The sequence below is a fragment of the Nocardia sp. CC227C genome (assembly GCF_030767025.1).
Classification (GTDB): Bacteria; Actinomycetota; Actinomycetes; order Mycobacteriales; family Mycobacteriaceae; genus Nocardia.
In genome coordinates this window covers 174,691-195,572 of the sequence record NZ_JASITE010000011.1, presented here as the reverse complement: position 1 = coordinate 195,572, position 20,882 = coordinate 174,691, and the positions used below count along the sequence as shown (strand labels likewise).

The 20,882-nt window shown below is 68.8% G+C and carries 19 protein-coding genes; 8 read left to right on the top strand and 11 right to left on the bottom strand.

What is annotated here, in order from left to right:
* Positions 1-180: 180 nt before the first annotated feature.
* The 3 genes from QMO76_RS22880 to QMO76_RS22870 all read left to right on the top strand — a co-directional run bounded on the left by QMO76_RS22880 (position 181) and on the right by QMO76_RS22870 (position 3,516).
* Positions 181-639 (top strand): hypothetical protein, encoded by a 459-nt coding sequence (locus QMO76_RS22880; protein WP_306363370.1) that lies wholly within the window; start codon positions 181-183, stop codon positions 637-639.
* Positions 640-703: 64 nt separating this feature from the next.
* Positions 704-1,450, top strand: a complete 747-nt coding sequence (locus QMO76_RS22875) for a DUF6572 domain-containing protein (RefSeq protein WP_306363369.1) — start codon at positions 704-706, stop codon at positions 1,448-1,450.
* A 593-nt stretch (positions 1,451-2,043) separates the two neighbouring features.
* Positions 2,044-3,516 carry a hypothetical protein gene (locus QMO76_RS22870; RefSeq protein ID WP_306363449.1) on the top strand — a complete coding sequence of 491 codons (1,473 nt, stop codon included), beginning with the start codon at positions 2,044-2,046 and terminating at the stop codon, positions 3,514-3,516.
* 598 nt (positions 3,517-4,114) lie between these two features.
* Here the strand turns inward: QMO76_RS22870 and QMO76_RS22865 are convergent.
* Positions 4,115-5,161, bottom strand: coding sequence for a stage II sporulation protein M (locus QMO76_RS22865; RefSeq protein ID WP_306363368.1), 1,047 nt, complete (start codon positions 5,159-5,161; stop codon positions 4,115-4,117).
* A gap of 327 nt (positions 5,162-5,488) precedes the next feature.
* Between QMO76_RS22865 and QMO76_RS22860 the strand changes: the two genes are divergently transcribed.
* Entirely contained in the window at positions 5,489-6,076 is a 588-nt protein-coding gene (locus tag QMO76_RS22860; protein WP_306363367.1) for a GrpB family protein, read from the top strand.
* Between the two features lie 310 nt (positions 6,077-6,386).
* Here the strand turns inward: QMO76_RS22860 and QMO76_RS22855 are convergent, their stop codons facing one another.
* From QMO76_RS22855 to QMO76_RS22840, 4 genes are all read right to left on the bottom strand, one after another.
* Complete coding sequence (locus QMO76_RS22855) at positions 6,387-6,887, bottom strand: hypothetical protein (RefSeq protein WP_306363366.1); 501 nt, start codon at positions 6,885-6,887, stop codon at positions 6,387-6,389.
* A 142-nt stretch (positions 6,888-7,029) separates the two neighbouring features.
* On the bottom strand, positions 7,030-7,596 hold the full coding sequence (locus QMO76_RS22850; protein ID WP_306363365.1) for a hypothetical protein: 567 nt from the start codon (positions 7,594-7,596) through the stop codon (positions 7,030-7,032).
* A 66-nt stretch (positions 7,597-7,662) separates the two neighbouring features.
* Positions 7,663-7,977 (bottom strand): hypothetical protein, encoded by a 315-nt coding sequence (locus tag QMO76_RS22845; protein WP_306363364.1) that lies wholly within the window; start codon positions 7,975-7,977, stop codon positions 7,663-7,665.
* Positions 7,978-8,010: 33 nt separating this feature from the next.
* A complete protein-coding gene (locus QMO76_RS22840; protein ID WP_306363363.1) occupies positions 8,011-8,238 on the bottom strand; it encodes a hypothetical protein in 228 nt (75 codons plus the stop codon).
* A 173-nt stretch (positions 8,239-8,411) separates the two neighbouring features.
* Between QMO76_RS22840 and QMO76_RS22835 the strand changes: the two genes are divergently transcribed.
* Together QMO76_RS22835 and QMO76_RS22830 are read left to right on the top strand one after the other, a co-directional pair.
* Complete coding sequence (locus tag QMO76_RS22835) at positions 8,412-9,572, top strand: helix-turn-helix domain-containing protein (RefSeq protein WP_306363362.1); 1,161 nt, start codon at positions 8,412-8,414, stop codon at positions 9,570-9,572.
* 340 nt (positions 9,573-9,912) lie between these two features.
* Positions 9,913-10,719, top strand: coding sequence for an RDD family protein (locus QMO76_RS22830; RefSeq protein WP_306363361.1), 807 nt, complete (start codon positions 9,913-9,915; stop codon positions 10,717-10,719).
* 298 nt (positions 10,720-11,017) lie between these two features.
* Here QMO76_RS22830 and QMO76_RS22825 read toward each other — a convergent pair whose 3' ends face one another.
* The 5 genes from QMO76_RS22825 to QMO76_RS22805 form a co-directional block, all read right to left on the bottom strand.
* Complete coding sequence (locus QMO76_RS22825; RefSeq protein WP_306363360.1) at positions 11,018-12,313, bottom strand: DUF58 domain-containing protein; 1,296 nt, start codon at positions 12,311-12,313, stop codon at positions 11,018-11,020.
* Between the two features lie 3 nt (positions 12,314-12,316).
* Positions 12,317-13,321, bottom strand: a complete 1,005-nt coding sequence (locus tag QMO76_RS22820) for a MoxR family ATPase (protein WP_306363359.1) — start codon at positions 13,319-13,321, stop codon at positions 12,317-12,319.
* Positions 13,297-14,328: a DUF4129 domain-containing protein gene (locus QMO76_RS22815; protein ID WP_306363358.1), complete on the bottom strand. Its 1,032-nt coding sequence runs from the start codon at positions 14,326-14,328 to the stop codon at positions 13,297-13,299. Before QMO76_RS22815 ends, QMO76_RS22820 begins: the two co-directional genes overlap by 25 nt.
* 332 nt (positions 14,329-14,660) lie before the next feature.
* Positions 14,661-15,551 (bottom strand): hypothetical protein, encoded by an 891-nt coding sequence (locus tag QMO76_RS22810; protein ID WP_306363357.1) that lies wholly within the window; start codon positions 15,549-15,551, stop codon positions 14,661-14,663.
* A gap of 321 nt (positions 15,552-15,872) precedes the next feature.
* Complete coding sequence (locus QMO76_RS22805) at positions 15,873-16,421, bottom strand: TetR/AcrR family transcriptional regulator (RefSeq protein ID WP_306363356.1); 549 nt, start codon at positions 16,419-16,421, stop codon at positions 15,873-15,875.
* Between the two features lie 73 nt (positions 16,422-16,494).
* On the opposite strand from QMO76_RS22805, the gene QMO76_RS22800 reads away from it, so the two are divergent.
* Both QMO76_RS22800 and QMO76_RS22795 read left to right on the top strand, forming a co-directional pair.
* Positions 16,495-18,114 carry an MFS transporter gene (locus QMO76_RS22800; RefSeq protein ID WP_306363355.1) on the top strand — a complete coding sequence of 540 codons (1,620 nt, stop codon included), beginning with the start codon at positions 16,495-16,497 and terminating at the stop codon, positions 18,112-18,114.
* 188 nt (positions 18,115-18,302) lie between these two features.
* Positions 18,303-18,644, top strand: a complete 342-nt coding sequence (locus QMO76_RS22795; protein WP_143984428.1) for an excalibur calcium-binding domain-containing protein — start codon at positions 18,303-18,305, stop codon at positions 18,642-18,644.
* 33 nt (positions 18,645-18,677) lie between these two features.
* On the opposite strand, the gene QMO76_RS22790 is transcribed toward QMO76_RS22795, so the two are convergent.
* A complete protein-coding gene (locus QMO76_RS22790) occupies positions 18,678-20,618 on the bottom strand; it encodes a DUF4407 domain-containing protein (protein ID WP_306363354.1) in 1,941 nt (646 codons plus the stop codon).
* Positions 20,619-20,882 lie beyond the last annotated feature (264 nt).

The following is a 20,882-nucleotide window of genomic DNA, read 5'->3' as shown; positions in this document are numbered from 1 at the left end:
GCTCCGCTCGACGGTCGGCCAGTCGCGGAAGGTAGGGGGCGCCTCCTCGAGGTGAGGCGGTTCTGGTTCTCCATGCCGAGCAGTCCGGTCGATGGAATGACTGAGGCTGTAGAGGTGACTCTCGTTCGAGAGTCTAAACGCGTGGCTGTGCGCGGACTGGCATGGATTGGATCGCCATTCGTGGGTGAGATAGCGGAGATTGTACCGCAGAGTGGCTTTCGAAATGCTGAGATCGATGTGGCAACATTCGGGTACTTCGATGATCCTAATGATGTCTATTGTCGCCTGTATGTCGGTTCCGAAGCTAGCTTGGATTATATGGTAAGCAAGTTTATGGACTATGTTCACGGTCCTGCCGCGCGATGGTTTGACGATCGGGGTTCACTGGATAAGCCTTTCTCTCTCGCCACACAAGGAAATCCTATGCGTGTTGATACGCTCAATCCAGATCCGACCCGTTTGAGGGGAGTTGCGACTCTGGGAGTGGCAAACGATAGGCCTGAAGCTGTTGCGGACCTGATGCAATGGTATCTGAGTCGGTCTGAGTTTCATCATTGGGATTCATTTGAGCGCGTATCCGCGTTCGATGCAGTGTTAGCGAGCAGATACCCTTCCTATGCTCGCGTGCGCGGCATATAGCACGACGACTGTGCTTCCTTGCTTGATGGCATTCGTTCGATTACATGCGATTGGATAGGTCTGAATGGCGGTATCGGAATACGACCGTATCGATCATCTCGCGGTCGGTCCGGAAGGTCGGTTGTTGTTAGCGATGACCGAGGATCGTAGCTATAGCGAGGAATCGGATGCTTTGCTGACCGAGGATTTTCGGCGGAAGCTGAATGGTTACCTCGGTGCTGTGCGTTCGGGAGAAGTGCGGCGAATGGCGGACAAGGCCGGTGTAGAGGGCGGCGGGGAGGTAGAGATCGTGCTCTTCAGCGCGACGAAGCCGACGTCCACGGTGCTGAAGATGCTGGAGACGGTCAACTCGAACCTCGGCGGGGAGGGGATCTCGGCTCGGTGGGAGTCCCTGGGAGTCAATGAGAATGGTCCCGAGGTGTACGAGCGGGCGATGGTGGATGAGGTAGTCGGGCTGCTCGGGGCTGACTGGAAGTTCGCGTTGCTGTGGGTGTCGTTGGTCGGCGACGAGGGGAGTGGGGGCATTCGGGTCGTCCGGAGTGATGATTCGGTTGACACTGTGGATCTGTCGGAACTGTTGCGGGCGTTGTTGATTGAGTACAAACAGGTGACCTGTGACCAGGTGGCCGGGGCGTGGTTGGGTGGTCAGGTTCGTATCGCGCCACCGGACCGGTACCGGGTGGAGTTCTCCTGGGATTCGCTTCCGGAGTGGGTTCCCATGCCGAGTACGCATGACCTTCGCCAGGAGTTGGCGAGCTATCCGCGTGCGGTCGATCAAGTTCCGGTGTGGATGCGCGCACAGCTCGGTTGATCTCGGCTGCTCCGCCTCTGCAGATGCTCGGGTTGTCGCTACGGTCGGTTTGATGCAGAATTCTTGCGCTGCAACAGTTTTTCACCGTGAGCACACGGTGTTTGGAGGTGTCATGAATATCGGTAGGTCCGCGGTGCGGATGGTTGTCGGGGTGGTCGTCGTGGCGGCGGGGCTGCTGGCGGGTGGGGCTACCGCCGCTGCGTCGGTGCCGTTGCAGCCGTATGAGGAAGTCCGATGCTGGTGGAGTGGAGATGGTCTGCTCGCGCAGCGGTATTGCGATGATCGGGGGCCGTCGTCGTCGGGTAGTGCGAGTGGGTCCGGTCAGGCGTTGGGGCAGATGCTTGGGCGGCATCTGTTCGGTGGTCGCTGATCATTGCGGAACCGGACACCATGTGAGTGGTGGTTCTGAATCGGTTGTCGCACCAACCGTTTCGGTGGCTGATCCAGAGTTGATGCCATAAGTCCAGGGCAGGTCCCGCTGGGCGGGGCCGATCTGGCGTAACGCGCGAGGGATAGGTACGCCTCGGGCAGTATCGGCGGCTGTGTCAGCACGGAGAATCGGACGGTCGGCATTGGGGCTGCTGGCGGTCGGCATGTTGGGGGCTATCGCGGCGGGGCCGGGGGCGGCGGCTCCCGGGTGGGGGCCGTTGGCGGAGCCGAATCCTTATCTGGGGCCGGTGGGTACGGCGACTATGCACGGGGATGCGGGCTCCTCGGATGTGGTGCCGTATCCGGGACCGGGGACCGATGCGCGGGGGATCGGGGTGTATCCGCTGGGGGCGGCCTGTCCGACGCTGTTGCAGGGGTCGGACGGGCTGGTGGTGGCGTTGTGCACCGGGGTGGTTGATCGTGCGCCGGTGGTGCATCTCATCGACCCGGCTGACTCAGGGCTGCTCGGCACCGGGTCCGGGGGCCCGGCCACCGGATCGGCCGGGCTCGCGAGCGGGTCGGCGAGCGGGTCCACCAGTGGGTCGGCGGGGGTGCTCACCGGGTCGCTGGCGCAGCTGAAGCTGACCAAGGGTGGACTGCTGGGCGGCGTGTACGCCTATCTCGACAATGACGATCGTCTCGTGGTGGTGGACGGCACCCGGAAGCTGCTGCGCATCGCGCACGAGCGCAGCGGAGCCGGATGGGAACTGCGCGTGGTCGATTCGGTGGATCTCACGGCGGCCATCCCGGACGGTGACAGTGTCACCGGGCTGGTGCCGGACTGGTCGGGCACGGTCTGGTTCGCCACCGCGCGCGGCATTGTCGGCACGGTGACCCTCGGCGGTGCCGTCGCCACCCTCGGGCTGCCCGCGGGGGAGCAGGTGGCCAACAGCATCTCGGCCGCGCCGAGCGGGCGGGTCGCGGTGGCGACCACGCACGCGCTCTACGAATTCGACGCCGACGCCGCCGGGCGGCCGGTGCAGTTGTGGCGCGCGGCCTACGACCGGGGTCCGGCGCGCAAGCCGGGGCAGCTGTCCTGGGGGACCGGTTCCACGCCCACCTACTTCGGGCCGAGCACCGGGGCCGATTACGTGACGATTGTCGACAATGCGGCGGATCAGGTGAGCCTGCTGGTATTCCGCTCCGGCAGCGGCGAACTCGTGTGCACGCGGCCGGTGTTGACGCGCGGTGGGGCTGGCAGTGAGAACTCGCCCGTCGGTATCGGGGAGTCGGTGTTCGTGGCCTCCACCTACGGGTACCCGTATCCGGCGGTGCCCGAGGGCGCGGGTCCGGCGGAACCGGCGTCGGCCCCCTTCGTCGGCGGTATGACGCGGGTGGATGTGGACGGCGGCGGCTGCCACACGGTGTGGGAGAACACGGTGCGCAGTTCCGCCGTTCCGCATCTTTCTGCGGGTGACGGACTGCTCTACACGGTGAGCCGGGTGGGGCTGCCGGTCACCACTCCGCTGGACGGTTACGCGTTCACGGTCGTGGACCCGCAAACCGGGGAGGTGGTGAGCGAGCGCGGGCTGCCGTCCACATTGCTCGCCGATCCATTGCAGACCTCGCCGCTGCTGCTGCATTCCGGCGATGTGCTGCAAGGGACCACGACGGGCATCGTCCGGATCGCGGGCTGAGGAAAACCGCAGGTCGCGGTGAGATGTGACGAAGATCGCAGTACTGCCCGGCGGCCCCCGGTCGGGGCGTTGCCGGGCGGCGGCGGATGGGTGCGTGACGGTGCGGTGAGAGCGAAATTCGATTGCCGCCGGACGGCGCTCGGGGTACCCGACACCTTTTCGGCGACTTTTGCTAGACCTGCGTACGGCCTTAGCTCGGTTAAACAGACTTCGAGTTTGTTTCGAATCTGGCGAACGGTAGGCAATAGCCTCCTGCTCTCGGAAAACGCCAGATGAACGCGGGTGACCGAGTTGTTGGCGAGTTTTGTCCGAAACCGAAGCAAACGTTCAGGCGGGGTTCACACCAAGCAGTCCTTAGGGTCGCGCGGCGGTGGCGCGGAAGTTGCTACGAAATGATCACGGTGATCGTTACCTAGCCTCGAAAATGGGGAAGCTGGAAATTTGCGATCTCGCCGGATCACCCTCCCGCAGTGTTCGATTCGCCTGGTCGGCTTATACGCCCGCAGTCCGTGTCGAGGGTTGCGTCGGCATAACGATTGTGTAGAGTTGTCGGCAACGCTGGCCGCAGCTGAGCTGGACTCGCTGCGGCCAGTGGAAATCAACTTCCGACCGCTGCCACCGAGGTCGAAGACCCTGTCACCGCAGCCGGATCCGGTCCGATTCCCCCCGGGTAGCTCGACATGTGCTCACCCTCATCCTCTGCCAGCGCCGCCCGGCGACCCACGCCGAACACGTAGCCGAGGAAGATCAGCTCCGCCAGCAGTCCGACCCCGATGCGCAGCGGATCGGGCAGCTGACTCGGGGTGACGAAACCCTCGATGAGACCGGACACGAACAGCACCACCGCCAAGCCCACCGCGATCACGGCGGTGGCCCGGCCTTGGTGCGCGAGCGCCTGCACCCGGCTGCGCCGCCCCGGATCGACCAGCGTCCACCCCAGCTTCAGCCCCGCGCCGCCCGCCACGAAAATGGCGGTGAGCTCCAGCATTCCGTGCGGGAGGATGAACGTGAAGAACGACTCCAGCCGTCCCGCGTTCCCCATCATCCCGGCGGTGATGCCCAGATTCACGGCGTTCATGACCAACACGTAGACCGCGGGCACCATGAGGAAGCCGGTGAACAGGGCGATCGCGGCCACCCACGCGTTATTGGTCCACACCTGGGCGGCGAACGCGTCGTTCGGATGTTCGGAGTAGTAGGACTCGAACGCCCCACCCGGCCCGGTCAGCTCCGGCGCGTGCTCCGGCAGCCCGAGAGTGCGCCGCGCATGCGACGATTCGGCCACCCACCAGGCCAGCACCGTCGACCCGAGCAGGAACGCCGCTGCCACGCCCACCCACCAGCCCCACGCCCGGTACACCGCCATGGGGAACCGGTGCGTGAAGAAGTAACCGATCTCCCGCCCGATATCGGTGCGCGCACTCAGCACCCGCCCCCGCGCCCGCGTCAGAATCGCCGACAGCCCCGCCACCAACTCCGCATCGGCCCCCTGCGTCTGCAACGACGCCAACTGCTGCGAGGTCAGCCGATACAGCCGCACCAGCTCATCGGTCTCCGCCCCCGACAGCCGCTTACGCCGGGTGGCGAGCTGATCGAGCCGCTCCCAGGAATGCCTGTGCACATAGGTGTACGCGTCCAGATCCATCAACTGCCCTCCTGCCGCACGGCTGAGAGAAATGCTATCGGCCATCACCGACGCGCCCCGCCCGACGCGGCGGCCGGCACCGGGTGGCTTCGCTCATGAAGTCCCGACGGTGGGAATCGGCGAATCCCGACGTCGATACCCCGGGCCGAGACCCCGTAGGTATCGGCGAGCATGCTCGGCGGCCCGGGCACGTCTGAACGCACGCTCATGGCGAATTGAGGGGCTTTTGTGGTTGCACGTGCTCCCGCTGGGGGCCATGTCGTGGGGCTGGGAAGTCGGGGAAAGGGCGGTGCCGAAACCCTCGTCACATCGCTAGGTTTGTCTCTGATGCCCACCTTCGACGAGATCACCCGCCACCACGAACCCGATCCCTCCGAAGACCCTTGGGTCAACGGGCCGCCCTCACCCGAGACGGTCACGATCGTCTCCTACAACCGGGAGTGGGCGCACCGCTTTCATGCCTTGGCCGACGACATCCTTGCTGCGCTCGGCGAGGTGGCCCTCGACATCGAACACATCGGATCCACATCCGTCGAGGGGCTTGCCGCAAAGGACGTCATCGACATCGATCTCACCGTTGCCGACCCTCGAGAGGAGAGCGTGTACGTCCCACCGCTCGAACGGCTCGGCTATTTCCTCACCGTTCGAGAGCCGTCATTCCATGAGCATCGGTGCCTGCGGCTCGCCGACCCTCGGGTGAACCTGCACGTATTCGGCCCGAACTGTCCGGAGGTGCTCAGACACCGCATGTTCCGCGACTGGTTGCGCACCCATCCCGAGGATCGCGCATTTTACGAGAACGCCAAACGAGCGGCGATCCCCGGAGGTGTCAACGTCATGGATTACAACGCGCGTAAGCAACAGGTCATCCGTGAGATCTACGATCGTCTCTTCCGCGCCGCCGGGATGAAGTAGTTGCCGCGACCCGGGCGTGCCGAGCTGACGCTGCGGTCGCTGGTCTGGCTGTATCGCCGTGTGGATTTCGGCAGGGTTGCGGCAGCTGGTTCGGTGGAGATCGGGCGACTTCGCTGGTACGAGGATCTGGACTGGCAACCGCTTCTCATTCGAGACGACTGCGTCTTCTGGCCCTGACCACATGCCGTGCGCAATTCCAACGCGCGCAATTCTGCCGCGTGGCGTGTTGTCCGGACCGGCCAGCTGTGCTGATCCAGGGACGGACGACGTGCGTGGACTTGCCGCACATCAAGAATCGGACAGTACAGAGTCACACACCGAGTTCATCGCACAGATCGATGTATCGGTCGAGGTAGTCAGGTGTCGACCGATGCGCCGCCAGACCGACCGTGTCGAACTCATCCGATCCTGCCGTGGCTCTGACACCCAGCGCACGCAACGCTGTGTTGATGGAGTTCACCGACCGCACTGGCCTACCACCGATCGACATCGCTGCCCACTGTTCGCCGGTACCGCCGAAGTAGTCTGTGAGCACCACCGCGAAGGACGAGTCGGGCCGAGCCGCCAACTCGATCGCAATGGTCGTCACGACACCTTCGCGGGGGAACAGCCCCGGCCGCCCCGGCGCTTCGGAAGGGATTTCGAGGTAGCTCGAAATCCCAAGTCGCGCTTGCCAATATGCGGTGTAGTAGTGGGTAACGTGCAACAGCGTGAGATCGCCTGGCAATGGCACTGCCACCAGATCCCAGCGGTCCGCCGCTTCCGCGCTGATGGGGTCGGGCAATATCAATGCGGTGATTGCGTGCGACACGGCAGAACCCTATCGCGCCAGTGATTGCGGGCCTCGTCTAGAACATCCACAAATGCCGATGAGCGTGTCAGCCAGCGTGATCGAAGGTGACCTGGGTCCGGAACGGGCGGACGCTGCTGACTCTCCCGACCGCGGTTGGCCACTACGCCGGTACGGTCAGCGCCCGCACAATCGACCGCACATTCTGGAGATTGCGGCCGTAGTCGACGGTCGTGATCGGAAGGCGCGGACGACTGGAGACCTCCACGATGCTGCCGTCGGGTCGTTCCGCCACCGCCACCCGCAGGTTCTCGCCCCAGCTCAGCCATGACATCTTCGTGCGCGCGGTGAGCACACCAGCGGCGGGATCACGCTGTGTGATGGTCGCCGGTACCTCGGCCATAACTTGTTCGGCCATCGCGAACGTCTCCGCGGCGGGCCGCTTCACCTCGATCGAAACCTGCTGGCGCACATCGGCTCCGAGTTCATGGCCGGTGCCATCGCGCCGTGCCCGCAGCAGAGACACGCCAGTGATGATCGCACCGAACAGCAGCCCGCCGATCAATCCGCCGACCACCCCACTCTGGACGGAGCCGGAGAACAATCCCAGGTAGAGCGCCATGAAAATGCCGAAAATCACGCCGCTGCGCAGAAATATCCGGGTTGCCCCGCGCCAGAGTGGACTCATGATCGGCAGCCTACTGAACTCGTCGAAGCCGAGTCGCTCCACTGCACGCCGATGCTCCGGAGATGAGCGACGGTGCGAAATCGGCTGTGGTACCGCGGCGAACCCCGATCAATAGGTGCGTCCCGAGTCCGGGGTGATCCGCCCCGCCGCGACCAGGGTTCGCCACGCCACGGTCTTGCGCGGGCACTCGCCGACTCGACACGACCGGTGCCGCTGCATGGTTCGCTGCGCCTCGAGTTCCCCCATCGGTCGGTCGGGCGCATCATGCGGGTACCCGACCGGCCACACGGCCGTGTCCATCTCGCTCCGCTCCTCCCGCACCCGTTGCTGTATCTCGGCCACGCTGCGCCCATCCGGTGTCCGACGCGGCCACATCCACGCGACCGCGTACGCGGCCGCTGTCAGCATGAGTGCGGCTGTCACGCAGATAACGAACACCCACGACGGCATGAGTGATCACCGAATCTCGATGTCCACGACCCACAGTGGGTCTACGTCGATCGGTGCGAAGGTCAGTGCGGCAAGCGCGGTCCTCGTTTCGGAGTCGAGGTCGTCGGGAGCGATCTCCCATCCGTCGTCACCGATCAGCGACCATGACCCGTCGGTGCGCTGGAGGTAGCGGAAGCCGTCGCCAGGTGCGAAAGCCCAGTTGTCCTCATCGTCGAATCGTGCGGGCGGTTCCACCGGCCCGGCCCCTTCCGTGTCGAGGTGGTGAGCACCCACCGCCAAGGGCCCTGTGCGGGGCACGGGACCGGCCTGGCGGCGGGGCTGCCACTGAGCTTCGCTGCCCGCAAGGCGGCGGAGGGACAGTGCGGGGACAGGAAGACATGGGACTATCGCGGGTCTACGCTCGAATCATGGGCGAACATGTGGGGCATCGGATCGCCGCGGAACGCAAGATAGCCGGGCTGAGTCAACAGGGGCTCGCTACGCGCGCGGCGTACAGCCTCAGCATGGTCAAGGCTGTTGAGCAGGGGCGGGAACCGGCGTCGCCGGGCTTTGTTTCGGCGGTTGCTCGCGCCCTGCGCATTACGCCCGAGCAACTGACCGGAGCACCTTATGACGACGGGAAGCCGCTGTCGGATGCGGTGAACGCGCTGTCGGTTCTGCTCACCGAAGGCCGATACGCCCGCGCCTCCGAGCCCGGCCCGCTGCCTCGGATCGAGGCCGATCTCGAGGCGGCGCAACAGCTTTACCGCAGTGATCGGACGCGCCAGACCATCGAGGTGTTGCCCGACATCATCCGCCGCCTGCACGGCGCGGTGCGCGAACTGTCCGGTGTCGAACGGACGCACGCGTATACCCTGATCACCTCGGCGTACGTCCTCGCCGAGTGGTCGGCTCGACGCACCGGGCACCTCATGCTTGCCCTGCCCGCGCTCGATCTCGCGGACACCTACGCACCGCTGGCCGACGACCCGTACTACAGCGCCCTCTCAGCGCTTGCGCGTGCTCGGCTACTCACGCACTATGGCGAGTCCGATGTGGCCGGACAGCTGATCGAGTCCGCGATCGCTCACGCCGACACCAGTCGGGCGGGCCTGGTCATGGCCGGATGCTCCCACCTGGCCGGTGCGATCAACGAGGCACGGAAACTCAACTACCCCGGCGCGGTCGATCACATCGAGGCCGCGCGGGACATGGCGGCGCACACGGGCGAGACCGACCTGTACATGACGGCATTCGGTCCGTTGAACGTCGAAATACATGCCCATGCGATCGAGCTCGAATCGGGTGACCCGAACCGCGCGGCGCTGGAGGGCGCGCGGCTCACCTACGCCCCGGACGCACCGCCCACCCGTATCGGCCACCACTGGCAGGACAATGCCCGAGCCTGGTTGCTCAGCGGGAAGCCGGACAAGGCGCTGTCGGCGCTGAACAAGGCTCGCGCGGCAGCGCCGCAGCAGACCCGTTTGCACCCCTCGGTGCGAGAGACCGTGCACGGGATCGCCGCCGCCCAGCGTCGGCAGTCGGACAGCCTGCTCGGCTTCGCCTCCTGGTTGGGTGCGGCCCTATAGCGCCGCGGACCATCCGAATCCACGCCCGGCACCGATCACATTCATCCGCGCTGCACCGCGAGATATCGGCCAAGTGGCCGACCATCCGGCGTCGATGCGGCGGAGGATAGCCGCACAGTTCCCAAGCACGTGCCTGAGCCGCGAACATCTGCGTACCGCCAGGACAGGGCGGAATTCGACTACCGACCATGCCACCTGGAACGGTGACCCCTGATCTCGTAAGGTCGGGGTGATCCACCGGGCACGCCCGAGAGCGGTTCGACATCCCATCGTCGGCAGACGGAGGGTGACGGGGATCGGCCGCACGGCGACGATGTAGGGGCGAGAAGGAGGCGGGCTCATGTTGTTCACCACCGGCGAGGCCGTCGCCGTCGAACTGCCGGTCGCGCGGCTGCCCGCGCGGGCGGCAGCGTTCGTCATCGACCTGGTGGTGCAGTTGGTGGGCGGGCTGCTGCTGATCTTCGTGGCGGAGATGGTGCTGGCCGGGCTGAACGCGGATTCGGCGTGGGAGGACGCGGCGCTCATCACGATCGTCGTGGGGGTGCTCATCGGGTATCCGGTGGCGTGCGAGACGCTCACGCGCGGGCGCACCGTCGGCAAGCTGGCGCTGGGGCTGCGGGTGGTGCGCGCCGACGGCGGGCCCGTCGACTTCCGGCACGCGCTCACCCGGGGGCTGGGCGGCATCGTGGACTTCTGGATTCTCGGCACGGGGCTGATCGCGATTCTGGTGTCGCTGTGCTCCCCGCAGGCGCGGCGGGTCGGCGACATCCTGGCGGGCACGGTGGTCGTGCACGGGCAGACCCGGGTCCCCTATGTCGGGCTCGCGGTGCCGCCGCCCTGGCTGCTGGCCTGGTCGCGCCAGCTCGATGTGTCCGGTCTGTCCGATGAGCTGGCCCGTGCGGTGCGCCAGTACCTGCTGCGCTATCCCGGTCTCACCCCGCCCGCACAACAGCAACTCGGTGCGGCGCTGCTGCACGCGGTCTGCGCGGAATTGGCCATGCCCGTGCCGGTCGGCCATCCGCCCATGCACATCCTGGGCGCTGTCCTGGCCGAACGGCAGCGCCGGACCCTGCCGCCGCCTACTGCACCGGCCGCGCCGATGCCGGTGGAAACCCAGTGGGCGCGGCCGACGGTGGCCCGCGTCTAGGTTCCGACGGTGTGCCGCGCCTGGCCGTCGATTCCGTACGTCCGATCTGTTGGAATCAGCTCGGCGCGGCGCTGTACTCGCGGTCTGCGCGGAGTCGGCCGTGCCCGTGCCGGTGGGCTATCCGCTCATGTAGATCCTGGCCGAACAGCAGCGTCGGGCTCTGTCTCCGCCGCCCGGCCGTACTGCTGCCGCCGGAAACCCAGTGAGCGCGACCGATCGTGACCCACGCCCAGCGAACAGCCGCGACGCGCATCGACGGCGGGCGGGCGCTCGCTCATCGACCGCGACCAGGCGGAGCTCAGAGCGCACCCGTCTGCTTGAGCTCCAGGTACTCGTTAGCCAGTGCCTCCGGCAGTTGCTCCGGCGGTGCGGCGATCACGCGGACGCCCATGCGCTGCAAGTTCTCCCGGGTCAGGGTGTGCTCGATGACCAGGCTCTCCGCGGCGGCGGCCGTGTACAGGTCGTCGACGGTGGCGCGGCGGGTGGCGGCGGCAGCGACCTCCGGATCGGTGACCGCCACGATCAGCACCCGGTGGCGGCGGGTGAGCACCGGCAGCACCGGCAGCAGCCGCTCCTGCACCACCGCGGCGTCCAGGTGGGTGAACCACACCACCAGGCTGCGGCGGCGGGCGCGTTGCAGGGTGGCGTTCAGCAGGGCCTGGTAGTCGGTGTCCACCAGGCGCGGCGCGACCGCGGCCAGGGCGTGCATGAGCTTGAACTGCAACCGTTTTCCGCCGACCCCGCGCACCTCGGTGCGCAGCTCCCGGTCGAACGCCAGCAGATCCACCGAATCGCCGCCCGCGGCGGCCAGCCCGGCCAGCAGCAGCGCCGCCTCCACCATGGCGTCCAGCCGGGTGCCGTCGCCGACGCGGCCCGCGCTGATCCGCCCGGTGTCCAGCAGCATCACCACGTGCCGGTTGCGTTCCGGCCGCCAGGTGCGCACCAGCACATCGTCGGCGCGGGCGGTGGCGCGCCAGTCGATGGTGCGCACATCGTCGCCGACCACGTACTCCCGGAACGAGTCGAACTCGGTGCCCTGGCCGCGGATGGTGGCGGTATTGCGCCCCTCCATCTGCTGCAAGCGCCGAATCTTCGCGCCCAACAGCCGTTCCGAGCGGAAGGGCGGCAGCGCGCGCAGCCGGGCGGGCACCGCCCTGCGCGTCTGCCGTCCCGCCATGCCGAGCGGGCCGAGCAGCCGGATCGTCACCGGCCCGGCGATGCGGTCGCCGCGATAGTCCGGGGTGAGTTCGGTGTGGAACCGCACCCGCGTATTGGCGGGCAGACGCAGTTCGTGCGTGCGATGTTCGGCGTGCGCGCTGTCGGGCCAGTCGTCCCACACGATGCCGCGCAGCGTGCGCGAACCTTTGTTCAGCACAACCAATTCCACCTCGGCGGCGCGTCCGGTGCGCACCGTGGTGACCGGCTCCCGGGTCAGCTCGAGGTCGTCGGCGGAGCCGAGCAGCGCCAGGTCGGCGATCACCAGCGCCGCCAGCGCCGCCGTCGCCGCCAGCACCCCGAGCCAGGACGGCAGCACCAGGGTGACGAACAGCGCCGCGGCCGCCGCGGCGAGGGCCAACCGGCCGGTCACGACCATCGGTTACACCGGAACGGGAACGGACATGAGCAGCGAGGTCAGCACGCCCTCGGCCGTCACACCCGCCACCTCGTGTTCGGGCCGCAACTGCAACCGGTGCCGGAGCACCGGCAGCGCAATGGCTTTCACGTCGTCGGGGGTCACATAGCCGCGGCCGTTGAGCCAGGCGAAGGCGCGCGCCGCCGCCATCAGCGCGGTCGCGCCGCGCGTGGACGCACCGTGGGCGACGGCGGGGGAGGTGCGGGTGGCCCGGCACAGGTCCACGATGTAGGCCAGCACCTCCGGGCTCAGGGTGACCTGTGCGATCGCCCGGCGCGCGGCCTCGATATGGGCCGGACCGGCCACCGGCCGCAGCCCCGCGCCCGCCAGGTCGCGCGGATCGAATCCGGCGGCATGCCGTTGCAGAATCCGGAATTCGTCGTCGCGGCCGGGCAGCTGCACATCGACCTTGAACAGGAACCGGTCCAGCTGCGCCTCCGGCAGCGGATAGGTGCCCTCCTGCTCGATGGGGTTCTGGGTGGCGATCACCACGAACGGTTCCGGCAGCGGCTGCGGCACCCCGTCCACCGAAACCTGGCGCTCCTCCATGGATTCCAACAGTGCGGACTGCGTTTTCGGTGGGGTGCGGTTGATTTCGTCGGCGAGCAGCAGATTGGTGAACACCGGACCGCGCCGGAAGGTGAACTCGGCCGAATGCGGATCGTAGATCTGCGAGCCGGTGACATCGCCGGGCATCAGGTCCGGGGTGAACTGGACGCGCGTGTGCTCCAGCTCGAGGGCGGTGGCGAGCGAGCGCACCAGCAGTGTCTTCGCCACGCCCGGAACACCTTCGAGCAGTACGTGGCCCCGGCACAGCAGTGCCAGCACCAGGTACATGACGGCATTGTCGTTGCCGACGACGGCTTTGCCGATCTCGGCGCGCAGGGCCAGCAGGGCCTGCTGCGCGTCCTCGGCGGTGGGGGTCTGGGTGGTGTCCACTGTGGTCACAGGACCTCCGCTTCGATCCATTCGAGTTGGGCGGCGACGAGTTCGAGGGTGCCCCGGTCGGGGACCGGGTCGTACAGGGCGGCGGTGACGAGCGCCGGTTCGGCCCCGCTGCGGGTGCTCACCGCAGCCAGCACCCGCGCGGGCGGGCTGTCGGCGGTGAGGCCGAGCACGGGCCGCAGCCGCCGCAGCGACGCCGAGCGCAGCCGGGCGGCCACATGCTCGAAGTCGCGGGAGCGACGGTACAGCCCGGCCTGTCCGGCCAGCAGTTCGTGGGCGGGCACCTGCACCGGCAACGGGTCCGGTACCACGCTGCCGCGGCGGCGGGCCCGCCACCACAGCACGATCACCCAGGCGATGGCCCATTGCAGGCCGCCGAAGGCGACCCAGCCGGGGAGCCGTTCGAACAGGGAGTCCGAACCCTCACCGAACTCCGGGCCGTCGATCTCGGGGGACTCCGGCGGCGGTCCGTCCGGGGCGGTCGGCCGGGGTACCGAGGGCGCGCTGAGGGCGTTCACCAGCGAGAAGACCAGCAGCGCCACCGCGAGCACACCGAGGATCACCGCCCAGAACCGCCAGTCGCGCAACAGTTCCGGGGTGTCCCTGCGCTGCCGGGAGCGCGCGGCCTTCTTACGCGGCTTGCGGCGGCGCTCGCTGACCTCGGCCGGTTCCGTGCCGGGCGGCGGCGCGGTGGAGTAGCGGTCGGCCTGCTCCAGGCGGCGGTACTCGAATTCGGTGGCGGGTCGGCCGCCGTACACGATCTCGTCGAAACTGCGCGCGGCCGAGGGAAGTTCGGTGGGATCGGCGAGATCGCCCCGCTCGCCGAGCGCGGTGGTGGCGGCGTGCGCGGTCTCGTCGGCGGTGCGGGCGCGGCTGACCTCGAGCACCCCGTGCTGCTCCAACCCGCGCGTCACCGCCCGGAACCGCTCCCGCTGCGCGGTGGCGAAATCCCGCTGCCGCGCGGCGGCTTCGGCGGCGGCCAGATGCACGTCCGCCGCGCTCAACGCCGGAATGGGTGGGGCGCTGGGCATCACGGCCGGATACCGCCCGCTTGTGTCACCAGTCCGGGCTGGTGCCTCCGTGCCGGTGCCCGGCGGTGGTTCGGTGCGAGCACCACCGGGCAATGGTGTGCCGGTGTTGTCACCGTGTGGCGATGGGGCCGCCTCGTAGCCGGGTGGCGTTGTGCTCACCGGGCTTCCGGATCGCGGCGTGCCCGCGTCGCCACCGGGTGGTCGCGCTCCCGTGTTGCGGCTGGTCGGCTGAATCCCGCCGTCGTCGGCGGGAAACTCCGCGTTCGTCTCACCGTGCGGACTCGCGGGTGGCCCCGGCCTGCCCTCGTTGTCGCGCTCTCCCCCCGAGCCGGTCATGACGGTGCTCCGTTTCCGGTGGGAACCGCGTGCCGGGGGATGCGGATGTCCCAACCCTCGCGGCGGCAGCGGCGGTCCACGTATACGACTGTCTGCGTGGCGGATTCGATGGTGTCGGCGAAGGCCGTCCAGAGCATGACCACGCTGATGAGCAGGGCGATGACCGCGGGTCGGTGGGTGCCGGTGAATTCGGCGACGAGGTCCAAGGCCAGCAGCATCGGCAGCAGCAGCACCGGGAGCAGGGTGCGCAGCGCCATCCATACGCCGACCAGCTGCCATTCCGTGCCCTGCGCCAGGGTTTTCGCGCGTTGCGCGGCGAGCGTGGCGGTGGCGGACTCCCCGATGATCACCGGCGCGGTGGTGTACTGCCGCGCTCGCAGCCAACCCAGCCAGATCACCGCGAACGGCAGCGTGATGACCAGCGGTATGCCCAGTGCCAGCACGCCGATCCCGATCAGCGTGTACTTGAGCTGGAACAGCGCCAGCGCGGGCAGGTGCGACGGGAGCCGACCCAGCGCGCCCCGCCAGCCCACCGGCTGCCGCCGCACCACGGCGATCGCGACGACGGTGGTCACCCCGCGCACGTAGAGCCGCAGGAACCAGACGCACAGCAGGCTGATGAGCACCGCGCCGACGGCGACGGCGGCGTCGGAGTCACCGGCCAGCGCGATCACCACGAAGGTGCAGCCGACCGCGACCGCCGCGCTCACCACCGCCCCGGCCCCGGACAGGGCGGCCAACAGCTTGATCCGGCTCTGCACCAGCGCGAACGGCAGGTCCATCAGCTCCCGGAACCGCAGCGGGCGGATCGGCACCGGTGCGGGTTCGGGCTGGGGTTCCGTCGCCGATCCGGTCGTCGGACCGGCGTGGTCGGCGGCTGGCAACACGGGCCGAGTCTATCGGTCCGGCGGCTTTCGGTCGCGACTCGACGCTTTCGGCGGGTGGCGGGCGATTCTCGGTAGGAACTCAGCCGTCGTCGACGCGGCGGCGGCAATCGTCGTCGTGCCTTCGGCCACGGCCGAACCCGGCGGACACTGCCGCCTCCGGTCCGGTGGCACCTTCGGTGCGAACGACGCATGCCGGTGTGATGTGATGCTCTGCCAGCATGCGCGGTCGCCTCTCCATGAAGCGTGTGCGGTGCGGCGGTGTCGCTGACTTCCGTGCTCGGTCCGCCGTTCCAGGCGCGCGCGGGGCCGCGCGACACACACCTACGCGTCGAGCAGCCGGGCGACGACCCGGCGGTACAACTCCGGGTCGGTCGGTGGCAGGCCGAGCAGGGCGCGCAGGTAGACGCCGTCACCGACCAGGCTGACGATCTCGGCGCGCACCGGATCGTCGATCTCGTTGTCCAGACCGGTCTTCCAAGTGGTCATCACCTCGGAGAGGGCGCGGTCGACCTCGTCCACCTCGGTGTCGTGCGGGCCGTCGACGGTGCGCATGGCCGCCAGCATGGAGCGGTACAGGGCCAGTTCGAGGGCGTCGGACTCGTTGTCCGGATGCGGGCTCTGCAGATACCACTCGGCCACCGAGCGGCCCTGCGCCACCGCGGACTCGAGCTGCTGGTGGGCGCGGTCGCCGAGGCGGCGGACCAGTCCGGCCAGCAGGGCGTCCTTGGATTTGAAGTGGTAGAGCAGGCCGCCCTTGGAGACGCCGGCCGCGGCGGCCACGTTCTCCAGGGTCACCTGGGACATGCCCTTGTCGAGCAGCAGGGTTTCGAGGGCGTCGAGGATGCGGTCGCGCGTCGATGTCACGGCCATCACTGTACCGTCCGGACGGTTGGTCTGTTACTGTACCGTCTGGACGGTTCAAACTCGGAAAGCAGCGAAGGATATGGCCACCCACCGCAACACCCGGTCCGCACCCGGAACCGCGGCGTTCCCCGACATCGCGGCCGACCGCCGCACCGTCGACACCCCTTTCCCGGCCGGTCGACCCCCACGGGCGACCGCCCGCACCTGGGCCGGTCTGAGCGTGCTCGCCCTCGCCCTGCTGCTGGTCTCGGTCGACGCCACCGTGCTCGACCTCGCGATCCCAGCCATCAGCGGCGACCTCGCGCCGACCACCCCGCAGCTGCTGTGGATCATCGACGTCTACTCGTTCGTGCTGGCCGGACTGCTGATCACCATGGGCACCCTCGGCGACCGCATCGGCCGCCGGAAGCTGCTGCTCATCGGCGCGGCCGGATTCGCGCTGGCCTCGGCGCTGGCCGCCTGGTCGATCAGCCCCGAGATGCTCATCGCCGCCCGCGTGCTGCAGGGCGTCGCGGGCGCGACCCTCATGCCCGCCACCCTCGGGCTGATCCGCGGCATGTTCGCCGACCCGCGGCAGCGCACGGTCGCTATCGCGGTTTGGGGCGCGATGGCGGGCAGCGGCGCGGCTGTCGGCCCGCTGCTGGGCGGCTGGCTGCTCGAGCACTACTGGTGGGGTTCGGTATTCCTGGTGAACCTGCCGGTCATGGCGCTGCTCGTGGCACTGGCCCCGATGCTGGTGCCGGAGTCGCGGGACCCGAATCCGGGTCGCTTCGACCTGGTCAGCGCCGGACTGTCCATGCTGGCGCTGATCCCGATCGTGTTCGCGGTCAAGCAGATCGCCGCGCACGGGGTGAGTTCGGTCGCGCTGGTCGCGGCGGTGGTCGGCGTGCTGGCAGGTGCGGCGTTCCTGCGCCGTCAGCGCCGCCTCACCGCGCCGCTCATCGACCTGGAGCTGTTCGCGCTGCCGCCCTTCCGCGCGGCGGTGCTGACCAATCTGCTGTCGGTATTCGCGCTGGCCGGTGTGCTGTTCTTCGGATCGCAGTATCTGCAACTGGTGCTGGGCCTGGCTCCGCTGCGCGCGGGACTGCTGCTGATTCCGGGCACCATCGGCAGTATGGCCGGTTCGCTCGGCGCGGCCTGGCTGGTGCGCCGCTGGCGTCCGGTGTCGGTGCTGGTCGCCGCGCTGCTGGTGGCGGCCGCGGGCGCGCTGCTGTTCTGGCTGCTGCGCGCCGATCCGTCGGCCTCGGTGCTGCCGTTCGTGCTCGGCTTCCTGCTGATCGGGCTGGGAGCCGGTGTGGCGCTGACGGTTTCGGCCGACATGATCGTCAGCTCGGCACCCGCCGAGCGGTCGGGCAATGCGGCCGCGATCTCCGAGACAGCCCTGGAGGGCGGCATCGCGCTGGGCGTCGCCATCCTCGGCAGCGTGGTGATGTCGGCCTTCCGCCACGGCTTGGACCTGACCACGGTCCCGCCCGCCCAGGTGGAGGCGGCCCGCGAATCCCTCGGCGGCGCTGTCGAAACCGCCCGCCACCTACCCGCTCCGGCGGCCGCCACCCTGGTCGACTCGGCCCACGCGGCCTTCGTCACGGGCATGCACCTCGCCGCCACCGCCACCACGGCGATCCTGCTCCTCGCGGCGGTCATCGTCCACCGGGCGGCCGGGGTCTCGGACCGCCGGGACAGGGTCTTCCGGGACTGAACTTTGGCACGGAATGTCGGCGGTTGTGTCAGAACCGCCGGCTTCCGCCGGGCTAGCGTTTTCTCGCGGTTCGCTTTGGTCGGGGGCGCGCTGCCCGAGGGCGTGGGCACTCCACGCTCCCCGGCACGTTTTGGACGCAGTGGACACGGTCTCACCTGCGCGTATCAGTCAGGAATATCAGCGTGAACATCTCGATTACCCGGTGGCGCGGACGCACGGGCGCGGTTGCGGCCGGACTGCTCACCACCGCAGCACTCACCCTCGGCGCACCGATCGCGTCGGCCGACCCGATCACCGATCTGCTCTGCAATGCCGGGTCGTCCCAGTTCTGTCCGGCTCCGCAGGCCCCCGCCCCCGCTCCGCAGGCCCAGCCGGAGCAGCCCGCTCCGGAGCCGCAGGCCCCGTCGACCTACTACCGGAACTGCGACGAGGTCCGCCGCGCGGGCCAGGCCCCACTGCACCGGGGCGACCCGGGATACGCCCCGCATCTCGACCGCGACAACGACGGAATCGCCTGCGAGCGAGCCTGATCCACCAGGCATGCGGCCGACCGACGCTGCGATCTACTCGTTCTTGCCGGGCGGCAGTTCGCGCGGCCCGCGGTATTCGAGGGCCGGGTGCTGCCGAGCGCTCAGCTCGGTCTGCTGGGGCGCGGGCGGGAGGCCGTAGCCGTGGGCGGCCTGCCCGCCCGGCAGGGCGGTGTAGCCGGGGGCGTAGCCCGGGTGCTGGGCGTACGGCTGGTCGACCACGGTCGAGGCGACGTGGTGGGCGTACTGCTGCTGGGCTCCCGGGGGCAGCTGGTAGCCAGGCTGCTGGAGTTGGTAGCCGGGCTGCTGCGGCTGGGCCGAATCCTCGGAGTCGACGGTCACCTTGCGGGTGCGGCGCAGGGTGAAGGTGATCTCCTCGGCCTCCTCGAACGCCTGGCGGACGGTGCGCAGCGGATGGGTCGCGGTGTCGATGGCGCTGGCGACGAACGAGGGCACCAGCGGGCGGATCCAGCGCGCGGCGGTATCGGTGAAGGGCACCGTGCCGATGATCGGAAGCTCCAGGCCGCCACCGGGTTTCGCGTGATCCGGGTGCGGTGCGGCACCGGCGGGGGCGAGCGCGCCGCCCGCGGCCGCCGGGGCCACCGTGCCCGGTGCGATCTGGGCGGGCAGGTTCGACGGTGTCACGATCCCCTCCTGAGGCACGGAGCTGTCCTTTCGGTCTCCGGCCGCTGCGGCCGGTAGTTCTGGCACCCGCGCGTCGTCCAGCGCGGCGCGGTCGAATTCGCTCACCGCGCGGCGGCCGGATTCGGTGATGCCGATCTCCAGCCCGCCGATGGCGGCGATGATGCGTTTGCGCTGCTGTTCCCGGTTGATGGCGGTGTCGGCGTGCGCGGTGAGCCGGGCGGCGGTGATGGCCTGTTCGGCGTGCAGCTTCTCGAGCTCGACCCGGGTCTGCGCGCGCTCCACCGCGATGGCGGTCTCGGCCCGCTGCGCTGCGCGGTCGGTGTCGGTGCGGAAGGCGACCCGCCGGTCGAACGAGGTCTCCCCGCGCCACCAGCGCAGCAGCAGCGGCAGCAGGGCGAGCAGCACCATGAACACCATGGTGGCGATGCGCAGCGTCAGCGCGCCGCCGTGCGCGGCGGTGTGGTCGTTCATGGCCACCCAGCGCGCGCCGAGCCCGCGGTCGCCCTCGGTGTAGGCGGCGTCGCGAGCCGCCGCGAGGGCCTGCTCCTCGTCGGCGACTCGGGCGTCGAGCCCGGCCGTCCGCTCCTCGGCCGCGGTGAGCCGGGCGCGCGCGTCGTCGAGCATCTCGTTGGCGGTGCGCTCCTCGGGGCCGCGGCCGGGCACGCCGGTGATGCGGTTGCTCGGGCACTCCGGGCCGGGGTTGTATTCGCAGCGCGCGATCACCAGCGCGGCGTCGATATCGGTTTTGGCCTGGGCGATCCGCTGGTCGAGTGCGGCACGGTCGGCGCGGGCGCGATCGAGTTCGTCACGGGCGGTGACCACGGTCGCGACGGATTCGGTCTCGGTCCGCGCCCGGTCGTCCAGCAGCCGGTCCACGGTGCCGCCGAAGAGCACGGTGCTCGCCAACTCGGCCACCACCACGCCCGCCAGCACCGCCACGGCGACACGCCCGGCGAATTCGGCGCGGCGGCGGCGTGTTTCACCGCGTGTGGGTGCGGGAGCCGTCGCCAGCACCCGCCCGACGGCTCCCGCCAACAGGGTCGCGACCAGTGCGATGAGAACGATGCCGACGATCGGCCAGCCCGCTGCCCCGGCGGCGAGCGCGGTGACCGCTCCGGCGACACCCGCGAACAGCGCAACCACCGCGCCGGTGAGCGCGTAACCGGACAGCTCGTGCCGGTCGGTCAGGCGGCTGTCGCCGCCGCCCAGCCAGGTCAGCAGCGTGCGGATTCCGGCCGCGGGATCGAACGGCCCGGGGGAGGGCTGGGAGGACGGTGCGTTGCCGCTCGGATCGGCGGGAACGTGCGGCTCAGGGACGTGTGGGGTGGTCATGGGATCTCACATCCTCTAAGTCCCAGGGTGTTTCGGCCGTGCGAAACCATCGCTTATTCGTTATCTCAGCGTGACAGGCCGAGCCTGGTTCCATCGAGTGGGCCGACGGGGATGTGTTCAGGCTCACATCGGCGAGTTTCCGGCGCGATTCGTGCGCTTGGTCACGCCGAATCGCCCGGCAAATGTGAGCTACCGCATATTCGGTGTTAGCCAGTCGTGTGCTGAGCTGGGTGAACGGCAAACGATTCCGTACGGTCGGAACAT